The 23,059-nt window shown below is 72.6% G+C and carries 16 protein-coding genes; 8 read left to right on the top strand and 8 right to left on the bottom strand.

Going from position 1 to position 23,059, the window contains the following annotated elements; translation table 11 throughout:
• Positions 1 to 13: 13 nt before the first annotated feature.
• From IG99_RS39250 to IG99_RS39235, 4 genes are all read right to left on the bottom strand, one after another.
• Positions 14 to 2,125, bottom strand: a complete 2,112-nt coding sequence (locus IG99_RS39250) for an AAA family ATPase (protein ID WP_078948187.1) — start codon at positions 2,123 to 2,125, stop codon at positions 14 to 16.
• A complete protein-coding gene (locus tag IG99_RS39245) occupies positions 2,122 to 2,826 on the bottom strand; it encodes a Pvc16 family protein (RefSeq protein ID WP_037682970.1) in 705 nt (234 codons plus the stop codon). The genes IG99_RS39250 and IG99_RS39245 overlap by 4 nt, the downstream gene beginning before the upstream one ends.
• Positions 2,823 to 6,050, bottom strand: a complete 3,228-nt coding sequence (locus tag IG99_RS39240; RefSeq protein WP_158973330.1) for a DUF11 domain-containing protein — start codon at positions 6,048 to 6,050, stop codon at positions 2,823 to 2,825. The genes IG99_RS39245 and IG99_RS39240 overlap by 4 nt, the downstream gene beginning before the upstream one ends.
• Before the next feature lie 157 nt (positions 6,051 to 6,207).
• Positions 6,208 to 6,858 (bottom strand): helix-turn-helix transcriptional regulator, encoded by a 651-nt coding sequence (locus tag IG99_RS39235; protein WP_051866500.1) that lies wholly within the window; start codon positions 6,856 to 6,858, stop codon positions 6,208 to 6,210.
• A gap of 345 nt (positions 6,859 to 7,203) precedes the next feature.
• Here IG99_RS39235 and IG99_RS39230 point away from each other — a divergent pair, with 345 nt between their 5' ends.
• Together IG99_RS39230 and IG99_RS39225 are read left to right on the top strand one after the other, a co-directional pair.
• The gene (locus tag IG99_RS39230; protein ID WP_199815709.1) at positions 7,204 to 8,529 is read left to right on the top strand and encodes a COG1470 family protein; all 1,326 of its coding nucleotides are present in this window, start codon (positions 7,204 to 7,206) and stop codon (positions 8,527 to 8,529) included.
• A gap of 273 nt (positions 8,530 to 8,802) precedes the next feature.
• Entirely contained in the window at positions 8,803 to 9,987 is a 1,185-nt protein-coding gene (locus IG99_RS39225) for a beta-ketoacyl-[acyl-carrier-protein] synthase family protein (protein WP_037682966.1), read from the top strand.
• Between the two features lie 57 nt (positions 9,988 to 10,044).
• On the opposite strand, the gene IG99_RS39220 is transcribed toward IG99_RS39225, so the two are convergent.
• Positions 10,045 to 12,207: an ATP-binding SpoIIE family protein phosphatase gene (locus IG99_RS39220; protein ID WP_037682965.1), complete on the bottom strand. Its 2,163-nt coding sequence runs from the start codon at positions 12,205 to 12,207 to the stop codon at positions 10,045 to 10,047.
• A 174-nt stretch (positions 12,208 to 12,381) separates the two neighbouring features.
• On the bottom strand, positions 12,382 to 13,728 hold the full coding sequence (locus tag IG99_RS39215; protein WP_037682963.1) for a helix-turn-helix domain-containing protein: 1,347 nt from the start codon (positions 13,726 to 13,728) through the stop codon (positions 12,382 to 12,384).
• 250 nt (positions 13,729 to 13,978) lie between these two features.
• Here IG99_RS39215 and IG99_RS39210 point away from each other — a divergent pair, with 250 nt between their 5' ends.
• Positions 13,979 to 14,524 (top strand): DUF4232 domain-containing protein, encoded by a 546-nt coding sequence (locus tag IG99_RS39210; RefSeq protein WP_051866494.1) that lies wholly within the window; start codon positions 13,979 to 13,981, stop codon positions 14,522 to 14,524.
• 102 nt (positions 14,525 to 14,626) lie between these two features.
• Here the strand turns inward: IG99_RS39210 and IG99_RS39205 are convergent, their stop codons facing one another.
• Positions 14,627 to 17,272, bottom strand: a complete 2,646-nt coding sequence (locus IG99_RS39205) for a beta propeller repeat protein (RefSeq protein ID WP_037682961.1) — start codon at positions 17,270 to 17,272, stop codon at positions 14,627 to 14,629.
• A gap of 256 nt (positions 17,273 to 17,528) precedes the next feature.
• Between IG99_RS39205 and IG99_RS39200 the strand changes: the two genes are divergently transcribed.
• The 4 genes from IG99_RS39200 to IG99_RS39185 all read left to right on the top strand — a co-directional run bounded on the left by IG99_RS39200 (position 17,529) and on the right by IG99_RS39185 (position 21,625).
• Positions 17,529 to 18,302 carry a polysaccharide deacetylase family protein gene (locus tag IG99_RS39200; protein ID WP_037682959.1) on the top strand — a complete coding sequence of 258 codons (774 nt, stop codon included), beginning with the start codon at positions 17,529 to 17,531 and terminating at the stop codon, positions 18,300 to 18,302.
• 113 nt (positions 18,303 to 18,415) lie between these two features.
• Complete coding sequence (locus tag IG99_RS39195; protein WP_037682958.1) at positions 18,416 to 19,636, top strand: histidine kinase; 1,221 nt, start codon at positions 18,416 to 18,418, stop codon at positions 19,634 to 19,636.
• Positions 19,633 to 20,334, top strand: coding sequence for a response regulator (locus IG99_RS39190; protein WP_037682955.1), 702 nt, complete (start codon positions 19,633 to 19,635; stop codon positions 20,332 to 20,334). Before IG99_RS39195 ends, IG99_RS39190 begins: the two co-directional genes overlap by 4 nt.
• A gap of 103 nt (positions 20,335 to 20,437) precedes the next feature.
• Entirely contained in the window at positions 20,438 to 21,625 is a 1,188-nt protein-coding gene (locus IG99_RS39185; protein WP_037682952.1) for a serine hydrolase domain-containing protein, read from the top strand.
• 5 nt (positions 21,626 to 21,630) lie between these two features.
• Here the strand turns inward: IG99_RS39185 and IG99_RS39180 are convergent, their stop codons facing one another.
• The gene (locus IG99_RS39180) at positions 21,631 to 22,380 is read right to left on the bottom strand and encodes a DUF899 domain-containing protein (RefSeq protein ID WP_037682950.1); all 750 of its coding nucleotides are present in this window, start codon (positions 22,378 to 22,380) and stop codon (positions 21,631 to 21,633) included.
• Between the two features lie 181 nt (positions 22,381 to 22,561).
• On the opposite strand from IG99_RS39180, the gene IG99_RS39175 reads away from it, so the two are divergent.
• Positions 22,562 to 22,828 carry a LapA family protein gene (locus tag IG99_RS39175; protein WP_037682948.1) on the top strand — a complete coding sequence of 89 codons (267 nt, stop codon included), beginning with the start codon at positions 22,562 to 22,564 and terminating at the stop codon, positions 22,826 to 22,828.
• Positions 22,829 to 23,059: the final 231 nt, after the last annotated feature.

Genomic DNA, 23,059 nt, shown 5'->3' with positions numbered 1-23,059 from the left:
TGACGTCGCGCCCTCAGGCTTGGGTGGCCTCCGCCAGGTACGGCCCGAACTCGCTCTCCAGGACCAGCCGTCCGAGTTTGCGGTACTCCTGCGCGACCGCCGTCACCACCTGCCGCATGGTGAGCGGCTCGCCGGACTCCGCCGCGAGGTAGGCGGCGGTGACCGCGCAGGCCCGGATCGAGCCGCCGGCCAGTTCGAAGCGGTCCGCGCAGAAGCCGAGGTCCAGGTCGCCGGCCCGGGGCAGCCGGTCGCCCAGGCAGCGCTCCCACAGGGCGAGGCGCTGGCCGGGGTCGGGCACGGGGAAGTCCGCCACCACGTCCAGGCGGCGTGTGAACGCCTCGTCGAGGTTGGCGCGCAGGTTGGTGGTCAGCACCGCGATCCCGTCGAACGACTCCATGCGCTGGAGCAGGTACGCCGACTCGATGTTGGCGTGCCGGTCGTGCGCGTCCTTCACCTCCGAACGCTTGCCGAAGATCGCGTCGGCCTCGTCGAAGAGCAGCACGGCGTTGACGGCCGACGCCCCGGTGAAGATCCGCTCCAGGTTCTTCTCGGTCTCCCCGACGTACTTGTCCACAACTGTGGACAGGTCCACCACGTACAGGTCCATGCCCAGGTCCGCCGCGACGACCTCGGCGGACATGGTCTTGCCGGTACCCGACTCACCCGCGAACAGCGCGATCACACCGCGCCCCCGGCCGCCGCCGGGCCGCATGCCCCACTGTCCGAGCACCTGCTCGCGGTGGCGGGCACGCAGCGCGAGTTCGCGCAGCCGCCGGTGGGTGAGCGGCGGGAGCACCAGGTCGTCCCAGCCGACCCCCGGCTCCACCCGGCGGGCGAGCCGGTCGAGTCCGGCGCCGTTCTGGGCACGCACGGCGGTCCGCAGATCGTCGGGGTGGACCGGGCGGTCCGCGAGGGCGGCCGTGCGCACCGCCACGTCGGCGGCGCGGCGCAACTGCCCGGAGTCCAGGCGGTGTGCGGCGACCGCCCGGGCGAGCGCCTCGGCGTCGCCGGTCAGCTCCGCCTTGGAGCCGGCGGCCCGTTCGAGGGCGTGCCGCCAGCGCGCGGCCTGCCGTTCGGGGGAAGGCGCCGGCACGGTCAGGACGACGGGGGTGTCGGCCGCCCATGCCGGGTCCCAGCCGACGGCGCCGTGCGTCAGCAGGGGGATCCCCCGCAGCGCCGCGCACAGGACGCTCAGCGTCCGGGCCCGTTGGGCGGGTTCCGCGGGCAGCGCCTCCAGCGGGCCGAGGACGATCCCGGCACCGGTCAGGCGGGCTTCCCGTGCGGCCACCCCCGCCAGCTCCGGTACGTCGCCGGAACGCCGGGCGAGCGCCGCCGCGTCCAGGACGAGCGGACGCAGCCCGGCCGCGCGCAGGGCGGCGGTGGCCAGCCCCGCGGTGTCGCCGCCCCGGCCGCGCAGGTGGACGAGGCCGACACCGGTGCCGGCCGCGGCCGCCGTCCGTCGGACCTGCGCGGCCTCGGCGGTCGGGTCCTCGTGGGCCTCGTCGAGCACCCCGGCGAGCCGGGCGTCGGGCCGCGCGCTGCCGAGCAGGTGCGCGGTGACCCGGTCGGGAACCACCAACACCCGGGACAGCGGCGGCCGTTCCGGCTCGGTGACCTCCACCAGGCCGCCCTCGATCAGCGGCGCTCCGGGGGCGAGCCGGAACCGGGCGGACGCCGCTCCGCCGAGCCCGCACAGCTCCAGGGCGAGCCCGACCGTGGGCCGGCGACGCGTCAGGTCGTCGTTGAGGTAGCCGTAGAGCCGTTCGAACCGCGCGTCCAGGTCGGGCGCCACCGCGACCAGGAGCAGGTCCACGTCCTGCGACGTCAGGCCGAACCGCCCGGCGAGTTCGTCGAGGACGGAACCGGCCGGAGCGCGCCAGGGTTCGTGGGCCGGTACGTCGAGGCCGCCCGGCTCGTCCAGGATGCGGGCCGCCGCCTCGGGGGTGAGGTACTGGCCCCGGTACGGATCGTCGGGGTCGGGATCGGCGGCACGACGCACCGCCACCGCGTGCCGCACCCGCTCCTCGACCGCGTGGAGCCGCATCCACAGGTGCTCTACGTCGATGGAGGCGGCGGTTTCGGTGGCAGGGGGCTCGGCCACGGCTGGTTCCGCGGTGTGTGTCATGGCTGGCGGTCTCCACGGCGACGGCGGGTGGGGGCCGGCCCCCGTTCTCGCGGGCCGGCGAAGCCCTCCGGGCCCGGGTCGGACGTCTCCGTGTAGCGCAGTCGGCGCCCCGGCTCCGCTCCCCCGCCCTCGCGCCGGGCGGCGGAGCGCACCACGAGGCCTTCGGTGACCGGCGGTGCGACGGCCGTGGTCACCCCGGCGAGCGGCGCCCGCACCCGCACTCCCAGCGACGCCTTCAACTCGCCGCCGAGCGCCGACCACACGTCGGCGGCGGCCGGTGCGTCGACCCCCGCCCCGGCGGTGTCCAGTCCCACGGTCAGGCCGAGCTCGGCGAGCGTGCCGGTGAGCAGCCGCGCGGGCAGTGTGTCGGTGGCCACCAGACAGGCGAGCACCTGCGAGAGCAGCCGGTGTTCGTCCTGCGGGCGGCTCGCCCACGCCGTGACCAGATACGTCAGCTCGAACCAGCGGGGCGGGGTGCGCCGCGCCACGAGGTGCCCGTCCGCGTCGTACACCTCCCCGCCGCCGCTGCCGCGCCGGCTCGCGTCCTCCCGGATGTCGTACAGGAAGACGCAGACCGTCGGCGCGCTGCGGCGCGCGGCCCAGTCCCGGGTGGGGGCGTCGAAGACCACCTCGACTCCCGATGCCTCCAGACCGGACTCACCGAGCAGCCGGCGCAGCCCCTCGTCGACCTCGTGGATCATCGGCGGGTCACCGTGTCGGGCGGCTGCACGGTGCCGCTGACCACCAGGAAGTCGGTCTTCACCGGTGAGAATCCGGGGCCCTTGGCGCTGATGACGCGTGGCCCGGTCTGGTCCTTGGCGAGGATGAGCAGCTGGCCGATGAACGTGCCGTCGGGCTTGGGCACGGTCGGTGCCGCCGCCGCGGTGATCCCCGGCTTCCAGGTGAACCGCACCGGCACTCCCGGCGGGAAGTCCTTGCCGCGCACGGAGGTGACGAACCCGGGCTTGCCGATGTCCGGCACGGCGATGATGCGCGGCTGGAGGACGCGCAGCCGTTTGCGGGCGCTGTTGTCGCTCCGGTCGGCGTCCGTCCCGGTGGTGGTGAGCTTGCCGGTGACGCGCCCGGTCAGCGCCTTCTTCGGGCTCAGGACGACCCGGACGACAGTGCTCGCGCCCGGTTCCAGGTCCGGCAGCGCGCACACCCGGGAGGCGTCGCAGCCCGGCGGCGGCCCGTTGTCCGGGATGCCCTTGGGCAGGCCGATACGCAGTCGCAGCCCGGTCGCCAGTGCGTTGCGGCCGTTGCGCACGGTGTACGTCACCACGACGCGTCCGCCGACGTAGCCGGGGTTCGGCTGGGCCGTGACGCGCACTCCGGGCCCGGCCTCGGGCGCGTCCGGCTCCGGGGGCACGGCGGTGGGCGGCACGGGGGTGGGCGGCACCGGGGTCGGCGGTACGGGAGTGGGCGGCACCGGGGTCGGCGGTACGGGAGTGGGCGGTACGGGAGTGGGCGGCGGTGTCGTCGGCGGCGGCGTGGCCTCGCGCACCGGCACCACGGTCCGGCCGGCGTTGTCACTGGGTCGCGGGTCCAGGACCGTACCGGTGACCGACCAGTCGACCGGCGCGTCGCCGGGGGTGACGCCGGTGAGGGTGACGTCCACCGGGACGGTGGTGCCGGGCGGCACCACGCCGACGTCGCACTGGAGGGACGCGGCGTCGCAGGTGCCCCCGGGCCGGGTCAGCCGCGTGATCCGTACGCCGGGCGGCGGGGCGATGGTCAGCCGGGTGCCGGGGGAGGCGGCGGGGCCGTTGTTCACGATGTCGACGCGGACCGTGGTGGAACGGCCGACGGTGACCTCGGGGGCGGTGCCGGGTGCCTGGACCGCGAGGTCCACGGACTGCTGGACGCCGGGTTCCTTCTGGCGGCCCGGGAGTCCGGTGGTGAGGGGGGTGAGGTCACCGGACGCGAGGTCCAGGATGTGCAGTTTCTCGGGGCTGTTGACCGCGAGCCCGGCACGGGAGCTGAACACCAGGCCCGTACCGTCGGCCGTCCAGGCGGCGTCCCGCGGCTGGTGGGGGCCGGTCCGAGAGGTGTCCGGCAGCTCCCGGCGGCAGGCGCCGGGCAGGTTCCGGGCGGCGGCGGGCAGCAGCACCCGGCACTCGCCACCCGACGGGGACGTCAGGAGGATGCCGTTCCGTTCGTCGATCCTGCCGCCGCCGTTCTTGCGGTTGAAGGCGATGCTCCGGCCGTCCGGGGAGAACGCCGGACTGTCGTCGATGACCGCGCAGTCGCCCGGGCAGTTCGCGGCGCTCAGGTCGCGCTGCCGGCCCAGGTCGTTCACGGGCACGGTCCAGATGTGCTTGTTGCCGCCGCCCCCGTCGATCACCTGGTTGCGGGTGAAGGCCAGGGTGGTGCCGTCGGAGGACCAGGTGGGCTGGGCGTCCTCGCCCTGGAGTTGCCCGCCCGGCGGGATGATCCGGCCGGTGATCGCGCCGGTGGCCACGTCCGCGATGAGGATGCGGCTGGGTCCCGCGGCGTCGCCCACGCCGCCCGGCGAGGTCCGGGTGAAGGCGAGGTACTTTCCGTCCGGGGAGAACGTCGGGTCGGTGTCCCAGTCGTTCGGACCGCGTCCCGCGAGCGGCAGGGGCGCCTCGCCGGTCCCGTCGGCGTCCGCCATCCAGATCCGCTCGATCCTCCGGCCGTCGTCGTCCTCGAAGCGGGTCACCACGATCCGGCGGCCGTCCGGCGTGTAGTTCTGCCGCTCGGTCCACGGGTCGTGGCCGGACGAGGGCTGGAACAGCGGGTCCTTGGCGGGATCGGTGTTGGTGTCGGCCGCCGGGTCCTCGTTCAGGACCGTCCGCCCCAGGTCGCGGGGATCGGCCCCGTCCGTGCGGACGTCCTGCAGCGTCACCACGTGCGGGCCGGACGCCGAGGTGCGCTCCACCACGACACCGCCGCCGTCGAGCGGGCCGAGCCAGGTGGGCGAGAGGACCTCCCGGTCCTCGTTGAGCACCAGCGAGGGAGTGCCGGTGGAGTGGGCCGGCGTCCGGAACACATGGTCCCAGTCGCCCTCGCACTCACAGGTGATCTCGGGGCTCAGGAACAGCACCCCGTTCCCGTCGGGCAGCCACGCCGCCCCGTGGGCACGCCACTCCGCCTGCGCGCCCCCGAGCAGCGGCCCGTCGGTGCTCCCGTCGGTCCCGTCCGTCACGCGCAGCCGGGGCCCGTTCTGCCCGTCGGCGGTGGCGGTGTACGCGATGAGGTCCCGGTGCGCGTTGTCGTCGACCGGGTTCCACACCGGTTCGGTCGCCGCGCCGTTCGCCGGGTCGGTGACCCGGGTGGCGGTGCCGCCGGCCAGCGGCCGTACGTAGATCTGCTGTCCGGCCGACGGATCGCTGTCGCTGGAGTACGCCAGGCGCCCGCCGTCCGGGGACACCGTCGGGCACTCCTCGTCGGCGGGGGTGTCGGTCAGCCGGGTCAGGCCGGTGCCGTCGGTGCGCACCAGCCACACATCGCGCTGCGGCCCGCCGCCCGGGCCGCCGGATCCTGCCGAGTCGAACACCACGGCCCGGCCGTCCGGCGTGAGCCGCGGGTGCGCCGCGTCCATGCCCCGGGTGAGGCGGCGCACGGAACCGTCGGCGGACCGCAGGTAGATCTGCGGGGACTTCTCGTCCCGGCGGCTCGCGAAGACCAGTTGGTCGCCCAGGGCGGACGGCTGGACGTCGAAGTGGGCCGGGCCCGCGCCGAACAGCGGTGTGCTGGAGTTGGTGGCGGAGACCTCGCCGAGACTGCGGTGCCGGGTACCGGCGTACGCGACCCGGGTCTCCGCGGCGTCGGTCACCCGCGCCCGGGGTTCGGCGCTGCCCTGCCCGGAGGCCGCCGTCACGCCGAGCAGCGGGATCAGCAGCAGCACCGACGTGCCGAGCCTCCCCAGGCGGTACCGCCCGCCGGGCCCAGCGGTTCCCATCACGGTCCCCCTCGCGTTCTGCTGCGGCACCAGGATGTGCCCCGCCCACCCTGCGCCGCGGCGCGCGGGGCGCGGCAGGGCGGCGGGGCCAGATCCGGGGGAAGCGTGCGGTGTGCTTTCGGGCAGTCCCGGTTCCCGGCCGTCGCGGAGCGGCGGGTCAGATCAGACCGTTGCGCAGCGCGTAGCCGACCGCGTGGGCCCTGTTGCGCAGTTGCAGCCGTGTGATGACCTCGTGCAGGACGTTCTTGACGGTCCGTTCGGAGTACGCGGTCTTGCGGGCGATCTCCGCGGTGTCCAGGCCCTCCGACACCATGCGCAGCATGTCCGCCTCGCGCGTGGTCAGCGTGGACAGGGACAGGCCCCGCGGGTCGAGCGCCGAGCGCTGGGAGCCGCCCACGTGGGCGAGGAGCTTGCCGAGCAGGTCCCCGGGCAGCACGCCCTCGCCGTTGGCTATGGCAAGGACCAGGTGGAGGAGTTGATCCTGGTCGGCCTCGGCGCGGCGCAGCACCGCCGCCACACCGCACTCGATGACGCGTTGCAGCGCGCCGGAGCCGAGGGTGGCGACCACGAGGCCCGTGCGGGTGGCGGTGTTGTGCCGCAGCCGGTGCAGCAGGGCCGCCACGTCGTCGTCGACGTGGTCCACCACCACCAGCGACACCAGTGCTCCCTCCGCGTCGGTGTCGGCGAGCAGCTCGACCTCGGGGCGCTGGCGTAACTGCTGGACCACTCCCAGGCGCAGGACCGGATCAGCGGCGTAGACGGCCACGGTCACTCGGTCCTGGCGATCGGAGCGGGATGTCCTGTGCATGGCCCAGGCCGAAGTGGGCACACGTGAGGTCGTGGCGGCGGACATGGCCGGTCCGGTCTTCTCTGTGCTGGACATCAGGGGCACACCTGTTTCATGTGTTCGTAGGGTGATCGTGGGGCGTTCGTGGGGAGTTGCGGGCGCGGGTGACCACCCGAAGGCGGCGCACGCGGGGTGATGGGCCGTGTCGACGGCTCACCGACGCGGGAGAGTCGTCCTTGACCTCCGGGGCACCGTGGCTGCCCGGACATTGCCCTCGCGCTTCTCGTGACTGTCCGGACACGGTCCTACGGTGGCGGCGTGACGCCTTCTGCAGCCTCTTCCCGTCCCGGTGCGCCCGGTCTCGACATTCCGGAAGTGACCGTGGCGCCGGGTGGCACCGCCACGACCAGTCTGACCGTCCGCAACGACAGCGACATCGTCGAGGCGTACAGCCTGGAGGTCGTAGGGGCCTGCGCCGCCTGGGCCACCGTGGAACCGCCGAGGGTCTCCCTCTATCCGGGCACCTCCGAGACGGTGACGATCCGTCTGGAGCCGCCCCGTTCTCCGGAGGTCCGGGCCGGTGAGGTGCCCCTCGGCGTGCGGGTCCTGCCGGCCGAGCACCCCGAGGCGGTGCGGGTCCTCGAAACCACCGTGCACGTCGAGGAGTTCCGCGAGCTGCACACCGAGCTGGCCCCGCGCCGCCGGCGCGGCTGGCTTCGCGGCCGTTACCGGCTTGCGGTCCGCAACCAGGGCAACACCCCGGTGCAGGTGGGCTTCACCCCCGGCCAGGCCGGTGAGGAACTGGCCTTCGCCTTCAGCCCCGCGGAGCAGAAGCTGGAGCCGGGCGAGTCCGCGGAGGTCGGACTGCGCGTCCGCACGGGCAAGCCGGTGTGGTTCGGCGCGCCCGTGGTGTGGCCGTTCACCGTGGACACCGCCGAAACCGGTGACGAGGAGAGGACACAACGGGACGCCGACACCGTCCGGGCGCCGCTGGACGCGGAGTTCGTCCAGATCCCGGTCTTCCCGAAGTGGCTGCTCGCGGCGCTGGCGGCGCTGCTCGCGCTGTTGCTCGCCTGGTTCACCCTGGTACGTCCCGCGGTGCGCAGTGCCGCCAAGGAAGCGGCCACCGAGGCGGTCCAGCCGCGTCCCACGCCGGGTGGGGACCAGGCGGGACAGTCTCCGGGCACCGGTTCCGGCGCCGGTTCGAACGCCCGGCCCGGCGACCGGGGGGCTGGTGCGCCGAACGGAACGGGCGGTGACGGCAGCTCGGCCGACGCCGGCAGCTCGACCGGTGACGGCACGTCGACCGGTGACGGTACGTCGGCCGGTGGCGGCCGGCAGAGCTCGGCGACCATCGACCTGCAGACGTCCGGCGGGGAGACCAAGACCGGTACCTACCAGGTGCCCGAGGGCAGCGTGTTCGCCGTGACGGACATCGTTGTCGCCAACTTCCAGGGCGACGAGGGGATCCTGACGCTCACCTTCGGCGACCGCAAGATCACCACGATCGCGCTGGAGACCTTCCGCAACCAGGACTATCACTGGGTGACCCCCATCAAGATCCTTGAGAACGACACCGTGACCGTGGAGGTGACCTGTGCCAAGCCGGGCACACCGGCCACCGGCCGCCGGGCACAGGGGTGCCACGAGGTCCTGAACGTGAGCGGTGTGCTCAGCCGCACCACGAGGTGAAGCACGCGTCATGGTTACCTGACATTGTCGATCAGGGTTGACACCTTCTGTAAGAGTTGGATCTTGTTCCGTCCGGAAATCGCCAACTCGGGACCAAAATTCCACGATCTAAGGCCCGGTCAGAGACCGGGCCTTTTCGCTGTCCGCCCTGCGGAGCAATGTGCGCTGTGTCACGCACATTAAGAACTACCCAAGTTGCCCAGATCACAGCGCAAATGTCCATTTGACGTCCATGCTCGGGACACCCCACTCGTTCCCGTAGAAAGGCCCGTCATGGCCGCTTACCTGTGCCCTCCTGCCGTCATACACGGCAAGCACCCCGTGGAGACCAGCCGGATCGTGGCGGAGGTGCGCGGCCGGCACCCGCACGCGGCGTGGGCACCGCGGATCGACGGCATCGCGGCCAGTACCGGCATCGCGACCCGCGGGTGGATGCTGCCGCTGGAGACCGCCGTCGCGCCCGGCGACGGGAGCGACCTGCGGGCCGGCCTCATCGGGCCGGCCCGAGAAGCACTGGCCCGCGACGGGTTCACCGAGCCGGACGTGGACCGCGTGATCGCCACCCTGGAGGCGATACCCGCGCCGCAGACCGTCCAGGAGCGCACCGCACCCGCCTGGGCGGCCGTGCGGTCCTACGGGGAGCATGCCGCGCGCGGGGCCCTTCAGATCGCCGGGCTGGACACCACGGACGTCGACTGCTTGATCACCAGTCACTCCACCACCCCGGCGCTGCCGGGGCTGGACGTCGCCCTGGCCGATCAACTCCCGCTGCGCAACGACGTGATGCTGCTGCCGGCCACGCAGTGGGCCTGCATCGCCGGGACCCGCTCCCTGGCGCTGGCGGCGGATCTCGTGGCCGCGGACCCCGACCGGGTGGTCCTGGTCGTGATCTCGGAGGCACTGAGCACGACCTACCAGCCCGCGGACGACACCCTGGAGTCCTTGATCGTCCGGTTGCTGTTCGCGGACACCGCGGTGGCCGCGGTGGTCACGGGCCGCCCGAGACCCGAGTCGGTGCTGCGGCTGGACGCCGCCTGGCACCACACGCTGCCCGGCACCCAGGACCTGCACCGCCTGGAGACACGGGCGGACGGCGCCCACTTCGTGATGGACCGGCGCGGGCCGCGCGCCGTGCAGGCGACGGTCACCGCGATGTGGGAATGGCTGGCCGCCCGGTACCGGGACGACCCCGACAGCTGGCACCCCGATGTGCTGCTCGCGCACCCCGGCGGGACCCGGGTGCTGGAGTACATGGAGCAGACGATGCCCGACGGGTGGCCGTCGGGGCTGCTGGACCACAGCCGGGACAGCTACACCAGCGGCAACCGCGGAGGCGCCGCCGTGTTCGACATCCTGCGCAGGGCGCACGACGCCGGCCAGGAGCCGGGCAGCCGTGCCGTGCTGTACGCGGCGGCCCCGGGCCTCACGGCCACCGCCCTGGAAGGGGAGTGGCTGTAGGGCGGGCTCCCACCGCCCGAACCGGCCGTCGTGCAGCCCGGCCCACCGGCGGCCGCGTCACCTCGCGACTGCCGCCCAGACCACCTTGCCGGTGTCCGTCCACCGCACCCCCCACCGGGTGCTGAGCCCGTGCACGACGTGCAACCCGCGGCCACCGTCGTCGAAGAGCTCGGTGTGGCCCAGCCGCGGCCTGCCGTTGCCGGTGTCGCCCACCTCGCACAGCAGCCCGTGGCCGGTCCTGATCAGCCGTACGGTGATGGGTCCGGCGGCGAAGCGGACCGCGTTGGCGACCAGCTCGTCGACCACCAGCAGCACGCTGTCCCGGGTGCCGTCCCTGATGTGCCACTGCCCCAGCAGCGCGGAGACCAGCGTGCGGGCCCGGGCGGCCGCGTCGTCGCGGGCCGGCAGACGCCAGGTCGCGGTGTCCTCCTTGCGGTAGCCGATCATGCGCGCGAGCAGCAGGGTCACGTCGTCGCGCCGGCGGCCGGGCGCCAGCGCGGAGACCACGCGCCGCGCGGCCTGCTGCAGGGCGTCCCACGGGTGCACCGCGGACAAGGCGTCCGCCAGCCTGCCGATGCCGTCGTCGATCGACACGGCGGGATCCTCCACCAGGCCGTCGGTGTAGAGGGCGAGGAGGGTGCCCGGGGGTGCGGCGAACACGTGCACGTCGAACGGCTCCCGCAGCGCGAACTCGGCGCCCAGCCCGGGGTGAGGGCTGACCGCGACCGGACCGGCGGGTCCCTCCGGGGGCACCAGGACCGGAGGCAGGTGGCCGGCGCTGGACAGCGCCACCTGGTGGCTGACCGGGTCGTAGACGGCGATGCAGCAGCTCGACCCGAGGGCGCTGTAACCGGCCGCGAGACCCGACTCCGCGTCGTCCAGCAGCGTCACGGTCTCGTCCAGGTGCTCCAGCACCTCGTCGGGCGCCAGCCCCGCGGACAGCAGCGCGCGCGCCTCCATGCTCAGCTGCCCCATGGTGGCCGCGGCTCCCAGACCGTGCCCGACGACGTCCCCGACCACCAGCGCGGTACGGCCGTCCGGCAGCGGGAAGCTGTTCACCCAGTCCCCGCCGACTCCCGCGCTGTCGGGGGTGGCGGGCTGATACACGCTGGCGGTCTCGATGGTGTCGCCACCGGTCCGGGGCAGCAGTCGGCGCTGCAACGCCAGCACCTGGGTGTGCTCGCGCTGGTGCTGACGGGCCAGGTCGACATGGTGAGAGGTCCTCGCCACCAGTTCCTGCAGGTCGATCAGCTCGCTGTCGTCGAAGGGGCGGTCCGCCCGCCGCCAGACCTCCGCCACGCCCAGCACGACGGGCGGCACGCCGTCCAGGACCAGCGGTATGCACGCCACCCCCGCCGCCCGGTCCCCGGGCACCAGGGCCCGTACCAGCCGCGGGCTGCCGAGTACCCGCTCGATCACCTCCCGGCCGGGTATGACGATGGCCTGCGCGGCATCGTCACGCAGGACCGCTTGCGACAGCAGGCGGCTCGCATCGGCGGGAAGATCGTCGCCCGGAGTCACGTAACCGTCGGGCCACGCCCGGTCCGGAACCAGGGCCGCCCGCCGCAGCCGGATGCGGCCCTGCGGCTGCTCGGTGACCGCCTCGCCCGTCCACACGGCGAAATCGAGGTCGATGGCGGCCACCTCCCCCCAGGCCAGCAGGGACTCCGCCAGCGACCGCGCGGTCTCGCCGATGTCCAGCGAGGTGCCGATCGCCGTCTCGGCGGCGTACAGGTGCAGCCTCCTGGCCATGGCGATCAGGGTGACGGTCAGGCCCTCCTGGGGCGCCGCGGCGGCCAGGATGCTCATCGAGACCACCAGCTCCGACCCGTCGCCGCGCCGCAGGCGCTGGACCCGGGCGACGTGCGGCTCACCGGTCTCGAGGACCTGCCGCAACCGCCGTGTGACCGTCGGTACGTCCCCGCGAGGCAGAAGATCGACGAAAGTGCTCCCGATCGTGGCCTCCACTCCCGTGAAGACGGGGGCCTCCAGATTGCAGCGGGTGATCCTCAGGTCCCGGTCCAGGTTGACCGCGCCGAGGATCTGCTCCTGAGGGCCGCCCAGCGGGTGCGCGGGTACGGGCCGGCCGACGGTGCGGTCGCCCTGCGCGCGGGCAGAACCGGCGGCCGCCGCCGCTCCGCCGCGCGGGATGTACTGTCCCAAGGCGCTGCTCACCATGTCGAACGGCGACGGAGAGGAGGGGGAGGATGTGGAGTCCATGCGGCTCTCTCAGCTCGCTCGCCAGCCCCGGCACAGCGCCGGGGCCGTGCCGTAACCCGGGCGACAGGGTCCCGGGATTCCTGACCGCACATTTCATTCAATAACACTTGGGCCCGCTTCGCCCACATCAGCGGGGCGCGGCGCCTCGGTGAGGATCTTGCCGGGACCCGGAGATCAGTTCTGCGCCACTTCGTACCACTCGGGACCGCCGACCGGGTACTCGTAGACGGGACGGCCCTGGCTGCCGCTGGTGCGGAACGGCTTGCCGTGGTCGTCGATCCGGACGGTTCCCTGGCGGCCGCCGCTGGACCACTGCAACTCCACGTACCAGTGCACGTCGTTTGCCTTGGCATGGGCGGTGATGTACAGCACCTCGGGGTCGGACCGGCTGACCTTGTAGGGGACACCGCGCTGGCCGGCCTTCGGCACGATGGTGGGATGAACGGCGTCGAGGTCCGTGCCGAACGACCTCGTCTCGACACCCCCGCCGCAGCCCGACGACCCCTCGTAGGCGTTCCAGGCCGGGGGCGCGCTCGAGTCGACCACACGGACGTGCAGGGACTCGATGACGACGGTCTCGTCCCCGGCGCCCTGGACGGTCAGCGCCACCCGCTGCCCGTCGGCGGCGATGGCGCCGTGCGCCTTCACCCAGCCCGGCACGTCCTGCCCCATCACCGGCGGCGAGACCTCGCCGGGAGGCCGGTCGATCAGGTACTTCCCCTCGCACTGCGGGTCGTCCCAGGCGTACGTGCGGGTGCTCACCGTGAGCGGGACCGCGTCACCGTCCCGGGCACGGCCCGTGTCAGGGCGGTGCGCCGACGTGTCAGGGCTCCGCGGTAACGGCTCGGCGTCGGGCTTGGGGCGGGTCGGGGACGGGGAGCGGCTCGGACGCACGGAGGGGGACGGGGACGCCGAGGGGTGCGGCGTGGAGGCGGCGGCGCCCGGCTGCCCGGAGGAGGTCGCGGCGCCGGCCGACCGGCCGTTCTCCGCCAGGTCCGTCCCCCGGCCCTTCAGGTCGACCGTGAGCGCGGTGCACACGGCGACGACGACGGCGGTGCCCGCCGCGATCAGGGCCCACCGCCTGCGGGCGGTCCGCGGGAACGTCGGCGTGCGGCGAGCGAGGACAGCCGCCTCGGGCGACGGTTCGGCGACGGGCCCGGGAGGGTCCCCGGGTACGGACGCGGTCGGCGCCGCGGGCGGGGGCGGGGTGTCCGACGCGGTCTCCGGCTGCGGGTGGTCCGCGGGTGCCTGCGCGGCCCGCCGGGCGCGTTCCCGTGCCGCGTCCGCCAGGACCCAGCGCCGGTGCAACTCGACCAGTTCCTCGGGAGTGGCCTTGCACACCCGGCCGAAACGGGAGACGGCCGCGTTGTCGGCCGGCACTCCTTCCCCCTTGCAGTACCGGTGCAGCGTCGAGGTGCTCATGTGCGCCCGCTTCGCCAGCGCCTCGTAACTCAGCCCTGATCGCTGCTTCAACTCGCGCAGCAACGCGGCGAAATCAGCAATCTCCTCAGCCGCCCCCACCGGTCCTCCATTCCGTTCCGCATCCCAGAGAGGTCCTGTTCCCCCAGCTCAGAGCCTGTTCGCGCATCCCAGCGTCCCAAAATTCCCGCTGGAATGGCGGATGGGACACCGCGTGGCACAGGCTTGGGTCATCCAAGCACGGCGCCTCGCCGGACACGGTGATCGGCCCCGCTCAACTCCGCTTGCGCGGACCGCGCTTCGGGCGCGTTCGTCCGCGGTCTTCCTCTTGTTCAGAGAAAGCAGCTTATTCATGCGTATCGCCACTCGTTCCTTCTCCCGCACGGCCGCCTCCTCCATGGTCGTCGCCGCCGCCCTCTCGCTCGTCGGCATCCAGGCCGCCGCGCAGACCGCTTCCGCCGCCACGAAGGAGGCGTCGGTCGTCACCTGCACCGCGGCGAACACCGAGCTGACCGTCACCGAGGCGACGCGCCCGATCAACCACCTCCTCCTCAAGGCCACCAACACGGGCACCAAGCCCTGCTACGCCTACAGCGCCCCCTTCCTGAGGGCCGGCGCCGACGCCCAGGCCCCGGTGGCGTGGGTCGAGGACAGCACCCCGCAGTCCGTGGTGACGCTCAAGCCCGGCCAGTCGGCGTACGCGGGCATCCTGACGTCATCCGTCGACGGTGAAGGGGGCGGCACGGAGAAGACCCTGGGCGTCATCCTCGCCGACAGGAACGGCGGCGCGACCAACAAGGAGAAGACCCTGAAGCTGCCCAACGGCGGCATCTTCTTCAACAGCGCCGCCGCCGTCACCTACTGGCAGGACAACCCCGCCGACGCCCTCGTCTGGTAGCCGCCCCGGCGTTCCACGAGAGCGACGACGGAGCCCCCGTACGCACGGGAGGGGTGACCCCGGGAAGCCGGAATCACCCCTCACCTCACCGCACGACGGGCGTCAGCCGAGGTCGCGCGCCCTGACGGTGTAGATGCCGCGGCCGTGGGTGGCCGCGTACAGGGTGCTGCCGTCGGGGCTCAGCTTCAGCTGGAGCACGGCGACGGCCGGGAGGTTGCCGACGCGCTGCCACTTGGTGTGGCCCGGGGCGCGGTAGACGACGCCCAGGTCGGTGGCGACGGCGAGGCCGCCGTTCGCGGTGACGACGGCGGAGTCGGTCGGCACGTCGGGCAGGTTGGCCGAGATGTCCTTCCAGGTGGTGCCGCCGTCGGTGGACTCGAAGACGTGGCCGATGCCGGCGCCGGGGCCCTCGGTCCAGTGCCGGGAGAAGCCGTTGACGGCGAGGAAGACGTGGTTGGCGTTCTTCGGGTCGACGGCGAAGCCGCTGAGATAGCGGTTGGGCACGGTGCCGTCCGCACCCGTGGTGGGCAGGGTGATGTCGTGCCAGCCGGTGCCGTCCGCGTTGCCGACGGAGATGCCGCGCGCGAAGCCCTCCTCGTTGCAGGGTCCGCACCAGGCCGCGTAGACCTTGCCGCCCGAGGCGGCCACGGCGGTCGCGGTGCGGCCGGCGCCGAGGTCGTACACGCTCTTCCATTCGTCGCCGCTGCGGATGGCGTAGCCGTGGGTCTGCACCCAGATGTGCCGGCCTCCCGCGATCCACGTCGAGCTGTTCTTCAGGTCGGCGGCGAGCGGGGCGATGAAGCGGGCCTCGCCGGTGGCGTTGTCCGCCGGGGCGACGCCGTACGAGGTGGCCTTGGTGGAATCGGTGGTCCAACTGCCGTCGTTGACCGCGCAGTTCTGGGTCACCTGGATCGCGAGGTACACGTACTCCTCGGCGATGTGGCATCCGTTGGCCGGGTCGGTGAGCGTGTCGCCGCCGTCGCCGCCGAAGTTGGAGCCCATGACCTTGTCATTGCCGCGCAGGATGGACTGGCCGTTGTCCTGGAGGCCGCCGGTGACGGAGACACCGCCGTGGTCGAGGTCCTTGCCCACGCCGACCGAGTAGTACTGGAGGGTGTCGATGGTGCCGTCGTTGAGAGAGGTCCAGTCGGTGGCGTGCCCGGAGGCGTCCTGGGAGCCGTTGACCGGGCGCTTGTAGACGCCGCCGTCGTTGCCGACGTACACGAAGCTCTTGCCGTGGTAACGGCCGATCGCGACGCCGTGCTGGTCGGAGTGGGGGGTCTGGTTGCAGTCGCCGGTCTGCTTGGCCGGGTCGATGCTCCAGCAGGCGAAGCCGAAGTTCCAGTACGGGCCGACGGTCGACCAGGTGCTGCCGCCGTCCTTGGTCTCGTAGACCTCCTCCAGGCCCGCGTAGACGTGCTTCGGGTCGCTCGGGTCGACGGTCAGGAACTGGTTGTACCAGGCCTGAACGCCGGGCATGTACCCGCTCGAGGTCAGCGCCGAGCCGTCGGCGGCCAGGCCCTTGTAGTCGGCGATCTTCGTCCAGGGCCCGAACGGCGAGGCGGCGCTGTAGATGCCCTCCAGTCCGCTGTCCGGGTTGGTGTTCAGCTGCTCCGGCGACTGGTCGATGGCGTAGTAGCGGGAGCCGTCGGCGGAGCGGGCGAAGGTGACGTTGCCGACGTCGTCCGCGTCGGTCGGCAGGTCACCGAAACCGCTGGTGACGCGGGTCCAGGTGCCGCCGACCCGGGTGTAGAAGCCGTTGTAGTCGTCGCCGCTGCGCCAGCCGACCGCGAGCACGACCCTGCTCGGGTCCTTCGGGTCGATCGCGATGTCGTTGGCGATGTTCTTGTACGCGGCGTCGGGGTCGTCGGCCTTCGAACCGCCGGGCAGGTAATCCGGGTTGGGTGCGTACTCCAGTTTCCAGGCGCCCTTCAGCGTCTTCGTGGAGTGGCTCCACACACCCTCGCTGGTCGCGGCCCACACCTTGCCGCCGCCGAAGCGCAGTTCGTGGATGGTCGTGGACTCCAGCTCGTCACCGCCGACCCGGCTGCGCGAGGAGAAGGTCCCGTGGTGCGGGTCGGACAGGACGTATACGCCGCTTCCGAGATAGGCGTCCGCGTTGGTGCTCGCCTCGCCGGTGCCCAGCCACAGCCGTCCGGCGCCGTCGAGCGCGAGCGCGCCGGTGGACTGCGAGGGCAGCTTGTCGCTGATGGGCTTCCAGTGCCCGCCGCCCTTCGCGGACCGCCATACGCCGCCGCCGGCGCTGCCCCCGTAGACGTATCCGTCGTTGTCGGCGGCGATCGCGGCCATGCGGCCGGTCACGTAGCCGGAGCCGCCGCTGGAGTTGGAGTCGATGTCGCGGTAGCGGGAGTCGTCGGAGTTGTAGGGCAGGTCGGTGACGTTGCGCCAACTGCCTCCGGCACCGCGCAGCTTGCTCAGGTCGGCCCAGGCGGCGCCGTAGGCGCCGGGTGCGACGACGCCGGGTGAGGTGCGGGCCTCGGCGTACTGGTCCGCGCCCTCGGCTATCTCATCGGCCTCGTTGCCGTCGTCGTCGTCCTCGGCCTGCACCTTGGGACTGACGGCGCCGACGGACCGCTCGCGTGCGGCGGCGAGTTGGGCGAGTGTTCTCGCTCCGAAAGGTCTCTTGCTCTTGCCCGGCGCGGCACCCGCGGGTGTCGCGACCAGTGCGGCGGATGCGGCGATGGCGCAGATCGTGAGCCACCGTCTCTTGTGGGTTGGTGCTGACACCAGATCCTCCTGAACGGGCTTTGATTCAGCCGTCGTGAGAGACCCGATCAGCGGTGGCCGACAAACGCCCTTCGTTTGGCCAGTTCTTGGCAGAACCTGTCATCAAGCTGTGCCAGGGACCGGTCATGTCGGGGAACTCCCCCGGAATTGTCCGCAATCGGTAACGGACGCATCCCGGGGGCTTCGCCCCTCGTCCTGTCTGGTGGTCGGAGGGCGACCAGGCGGTCGGCGGGTAACTGCGGGAAGCGGGGCGGACATGGCACGGCACGGCGGCGGGCGGGGCTGGTACGGCAAGCTGGTCGGGGCGGCGCTCGGGGTGACGATGCTCGCCGCCGGTGCCTCGGTGTGGACCGCGCAGGCCGACGGCGTGGGCGGCTCGTCGCCGAAGGCAGGCGCCTCGGCCCCGGCGGGTGGTGGCGTCAAGCCGGTCGCCGTGACCATCGCGCACGCCTCGGACCAGGGAGCGCGCGGCGTCAACATCACCATCGACGACGGCCCCGACCCCGTGTGGACCCCTGCGGTGCTCGAGGTGCTGCGGGAGTACGGGGTGAAGGCCACGTTCTGCATGGTGGGGACGCAGGCGAAGGCCCACCCGGACCTCGTGAAGAAGGTGGTCGCGGCCGGGCACCGGCTCTGCGACCACTCGGTGTCGCACGACACCGCCATGGACAAGAAGAGCGAGGCCTACCAGTCGCGGCAGATCCTCGACGCCGAACGCATGATCACCGAGGCGTCCGGGGGCGTACGGCCGATGTACTACCGGGCGCCCGGCGGCGCCTTCACCCCCTACAGCCGCAAGCTGGCCGCCTCCCGGGGCATGCGCCCGCTGGGCTGGAACGTGGACTCCAAGGACTTCGAGCGGCCGGGCACGGACGCCATCGTCGCCACCGTCGAGCGGGAGGTTCCCAACGGGCCGACGCTCCTCTTCCACGACGCGGGAGGCGACCGCTCCCAGACCGTCGAGGCCCTGCGCCGGATCCTCCCCCGGCTCAGGCAGCAGGGCCGCTCCTTCGGCTTCCCGGTGCGCTGAACCCGTCCGTACGACCCCGGCATGCGGCCCATCCGGGGAGATCGCCCTTGTTACGGTGTGGCGTCGCGATTCCGGTTCGGGCCGGAACAGGACCTGAGCCAGGGGGACTTCGGGTGAGCACGCCGTGGACCGTACGCGGGTACGCGCGGGAGTGGTCGCACCGGTGCCGGGCGCTGGGGACGGCCAACCCCCTCCTGGTCGACATCGGGATCGCCCTCCTGGTCCAGGCGGCGATGACGATGCCGTTCGTGGTGCCGCGCCCCGCGGAACTCCCGCCGGCGACCTGGCCCGCATACGGGCTGACCACGCTCACCGTGATCCCCCTGGTCTGGCGGCGGCGCGCTCCGGTCGCCGTCCTGCTCGTGATCTTCGCGGCCGGCGCGCTGTACGAGCTGGTCCTGGAGGGGCCCGGCCAACCGCTGCCGTACACCGGGCTCGTCATCGTCTACACGATCGCCGAGCTGTCGGCGCCGTCCAAACGGCTGGCCGCCGTGCTCCTGCTGCTGGTCGCCATCCCCACGTCGGTGTGGCTCAACACCCGGTCGGCGCGTGAACTGACCTTCTCCTTGTTCGTGTTCGCGGCGGCCTACGTCTTCGGGCGGCTGACCGACGCCCGCCGCCGGGCGAACCGGATCGAGGCGGAGCAGGCCGCCGCACGCGAACGGGCCCGGATCGCACGGGAGATGCACGACATCCTCTCCCACGCGGTGAGCCTGATGATCGTGCAGGCGGAGGCCGGGCCGGTGGCGGTGCGTACCGCTCCGGAGCGGGCGGAGGCCGCCTTCGACGCGATCTCCGAGGCGGGCCGGGACGCCATGACCCAGCTGCGCCGGATGCTGGGGGTGCTGCGTGCGGGCGACGAGCCCGGAGGCGCCCCGCGCGAGCCGCAGCCGGGCCTGCCGGACCTGCCCGGTCTCCTCGACCGGATACGGGCCAGTGGTCTCGACGTCGCGTACGGGACGACGGGGGTCACGCGGCCACGGCCGGGCGCGCCGGACGTGCCTGAGGTGCCGGACGTGCCTGAGGTGCCGGACGCGATCGGGGCCACCGTCTTCCGGATCGTCCAGGAGGCGCTGACGAACACGGTCAAGCACGCGGCCGCCCGTACCGTGTCCGTACGACTCACCCACGCGGAGGGCGACTTGTGCGTCGAGGTGGTGGACGACGGACGCGGCCCGCGGTCCGGTCCGGGCGGCGGCCACGGACTCGTCGGGATCCGCGAACGCGCGGCGGCGCTCGGCGGTACGGCGGTCACCGGGCAGGGCCCGGACGGCCGGGGCTTCGCGGTCCGGGTCCGTATCCCGGTACCGTCCGCGGCGGGGGTGGCGCGTTGACGATCCGAGTGGTGGTGGCCGACGACCAGGAGCTGGTGCGCAGCGGCTTCGCGATGATCCTGGACGTCCAGCCGGACATCGAGGTGGTCGCGGAGGCGGGCGACGGGGCCGACGCGGTCGAGGCGGTGCGGCGGCACGGGCCCGATGTGGCCCTGCTCGACATCCGGATGCCCCGCGTGGACGGCATCGAGGCCTGCCGGGCGATCAGTGCGGAGGGCGACTGCCGGACGGTGATGCTGACGACCTTCGACTCCGACGAGTACGTGTACGAGGCGCTGCACGCGGGCGCGAGCGGTTTCCTGCTGAAGGACGTGCGCCGGGACGACCTCGTTCACGCGGTACGGGTGGTGGCGCGGGGTGACTCGCTGCTCGCGCCGTCCGTCGCGCGGCGCCTGGTCGAGCAGTACACCCGGCCCGCCGCCCGGCCACGGCGGCCCGATCCCCGCCTGGACGGGCTGACCGGACGGGAACGCCAGACGCTGCTGCTGCTCGCGCGGGGCTTGTCGAACGCCGAGATCGCCGCGGAGCTGGTCGTCAGCGACCACACGGTCAAGACGCACGTCGGCAACGTGCTCGCCAAACTCGGCCTGCGGGACCGGATCCAGGCCGTGATCTGCGCGTACGAGACGGGTCTGATCGCGGCCGGGGATCCCCACCCGGGGGACCGCCCCGGCTCGCTTCCTCCCCCGCGCCGGTGAGGAAGTGACCGAGGAAGACCGCCTGCGCGGGCGATCCGCGCGAAGTCGCCGGTCAGAAGGATGAGGCCTGCAAGAACAACGGCCGACACCTACGGAGCTGACCATGAAGAGCACGACCCGCGCGCTGCTGGCCGCCGCACTCGTCCTGGGCGTCGCGACGGGGCCGGCGGTCCTGCCGGCCGCCGCGACCACCACATCTCCCGCGTCCCCCATGTGCCCCGCCGTCTCCACGCGGTCCGCGACCCCCGGCCCGGCCCTGGAGGCCGCCATCGCGTGCCTGCCGACGGCGGACGCGACGGCCGCGCTGGTACGGGTCGGAGGCACCGAGGGTGTGTGGCGGGGCAGCTCGGGCGTGCACGACCTGGAGAGCGGCCGGCCGGCCGATCCGGCCGCCCGATTCCGCGCCGGTTCCGTCACCAAAATCTTCACGGCGGCGGTCGTCCTGCAGCTGGCCGCCGAGGGCAGAGTGGACCTGGACCGCACCGCCCGCTCATACCTGCCGGAGCTGATCCCCGCGTCCTACGGGGACGTGACCGTCCGTCAGCTGCTGAACCACACGCACGGCATCCCGGCGCCCGACTTCCCCGTGACCACGGTCGAGGAGGGGTACGCGGACCGCTTCCGGATCCATGAGCCCGCGGACATGGTCCGCTCGGCGACGTCGAAGGAGCGGGAGTTCGCGCCGGGCGGGCGGCAGCACTACCTCAACATCGGCTACACCATCGCCGGTCTGCTGATCGAGCGCGTCACGGGCGACTCGTACGAGCACCAGGTCACTGGCCGGATCCTGAAGCCGCTCGGGCTGCGCGACACCTACCTCCCCGGGACGGACCCGCGCATCGTCGGCCCCCACAACCACGGCTACCAGACGATGAGACTGGACGACGGGACCACCGGTCTGCGCGACGTGTCCGTGTGGGGCACGACGGACGGCTGGGCGGCCGGTGACCTCGTCTCGACCACGGCGGACCTGGAGCGGTTCACGCGGGCCCTGTTCCGGGGGCGGGTGGTGCGCGGCCCCCTGCTGGAGGAGATGTTCACGCTGCCGAAGGTGACGGACTTCAAGAGCGGTGACCCGGCCGCGTACTCCGTGGGTCTGTCGATGAAGAAGCTGGGCGGCCGCGAGGTGTGGGGCAAGACCGGCGGTCGCTGGGGCTACAACGCGGCCATCGCCTCCACCCGCGACGGTTCCCGCACCCTCGTCTACAGCGTCAACTCCACGGACGCCAAGGGCCAGGACATGAACAAGGTGGCGCTGAACATCATGGTGGCGGCGTACGGCAGGCCGTAGTCGTTTCAGGTGGGCGGGGTGGGCGGGGTGCCGTACTCGTCGTGGCGGCGCAGCCAGTGGGTCTCCTCGCCCTTCTCGTGGCGGCCCGACGGGGTCCGGTCGAGGAGGCCGTAGTAGGCCATGGCGGGTTCGAGGCCGCGCGCCGTGGTGACGTACGTACGGAAGGCGGTGTCGTCCGAGAGCGCGTAGGCGCTCAGCCCGGGCCCCTCGGTGACGTAACCGAGTACGTCCGTGCCCGTCGCCTCCGCCATCTGGCTCACGGTCGGCGGGACACCACCGTCGAGGAACGGACGCAGCTCGTCCTCGGTGTAGAGGAAGCCGAGGTCGCGGTGGAAGTCGCCGCCGACCGTGGAGACCCAGTCGAAGCTCCAGCCCATCCGCCGCCGGTACGCGAGGAGCTTGTCCAGCGGTGCCCGCGAGGAGCAGATCAGCGTCACGTCCCGGGCCCTGAGATGGACCGCGTTGGGGTCGAGGGTGTCCGCGATCGAGGAGCAGACCGGGCATCCGGCCTCGTACGGCGGGCCGAACATGAAGTGGTAGACGAGCAGCTGGGAGCGCCCGTCGAAGAGGTCCGCGAGCGCCTTGGGGCCGCTCTCGGTCTCGAAGCGGTAGTCCTTCTCGACCGGCACCCAGGGAAGCTCACGCCGCTTGCGCGCCAGCTCGTCGCCGCGTCGGGTGAGTGCCTTCTCCTCCGCGAGGAGCTCCTGCCGGGCTGCCTCGAACTGCTCCTGCGTGGCGACCTTGTGCTCGGGCATAGCCATTCCTTCCGGCCCCTCCAGCCTCCTGTTCCACGCTACGCGCGCGGCGGCGGGCCTTCGACCTGGACACCTCAGGCCGCGAAGCGCGCCCGCCGCCCCTGCGCGTCCCCCTCTCGTTGGCACACCACGTGGCGAGAGAGGACCCTGGGAACAGGGGAACGTGAGGGAGAGGCATTCCATGGCCGAGACCAGCACAGACCACAGGGCTCACACGCCGTTCCTTTCCCGCCCGGGCGTCCGACGCCTCCTGCCGTTCGCTCTGATCACCGCGGTCGCCCTGATCTTCATCTTCGAGAACCGCGCGAGCGTCAAGATCCGCCTTCTCGTCCCGGAGGTGACCATGCCGCTGTGGGGTGCCCTCCTGATCGCCTGGGGCCTCGGCGTGATCGCCTGTGTCTTCACCGTGCGCCGACGCGGGAACGGGCATACCCGACGAGGGCGGTAAGTAGCGTTCACCGCCATTCATTGCAACGAGCGCGAGAGAGGTTCGTTGCGTTAAATCTGCATCCAGTGCAACGATTTCTCCGCTCCCACCTGGTGTTATCGCCATTATGTGCAACGAGTCTGTTGCCGTGACCATGAACGCAACGTAGCGTTTCCAACGTCAGAAACGACGACGAAGGAGCGCACGATGCAGAAGTTCGACACCCCCACCCAGGTCTCCGCCATCCTCGAC

Source organism: Streptomyces griseus subsp. griseus, assembly GCF_000720255.1.
GTDB classification, from domain to species: Bacteria; Actinomycetota; Actinomycetes; order Streptomycetales; family Streptomycetaceae; genus Streptomyces; species Streptomyces griseus_I.
The sequence above is the reverse complement of the archived record's forward strand: the minus strand, read 5'-3'. Positions and strand labels throughout refer to the sequence as shown.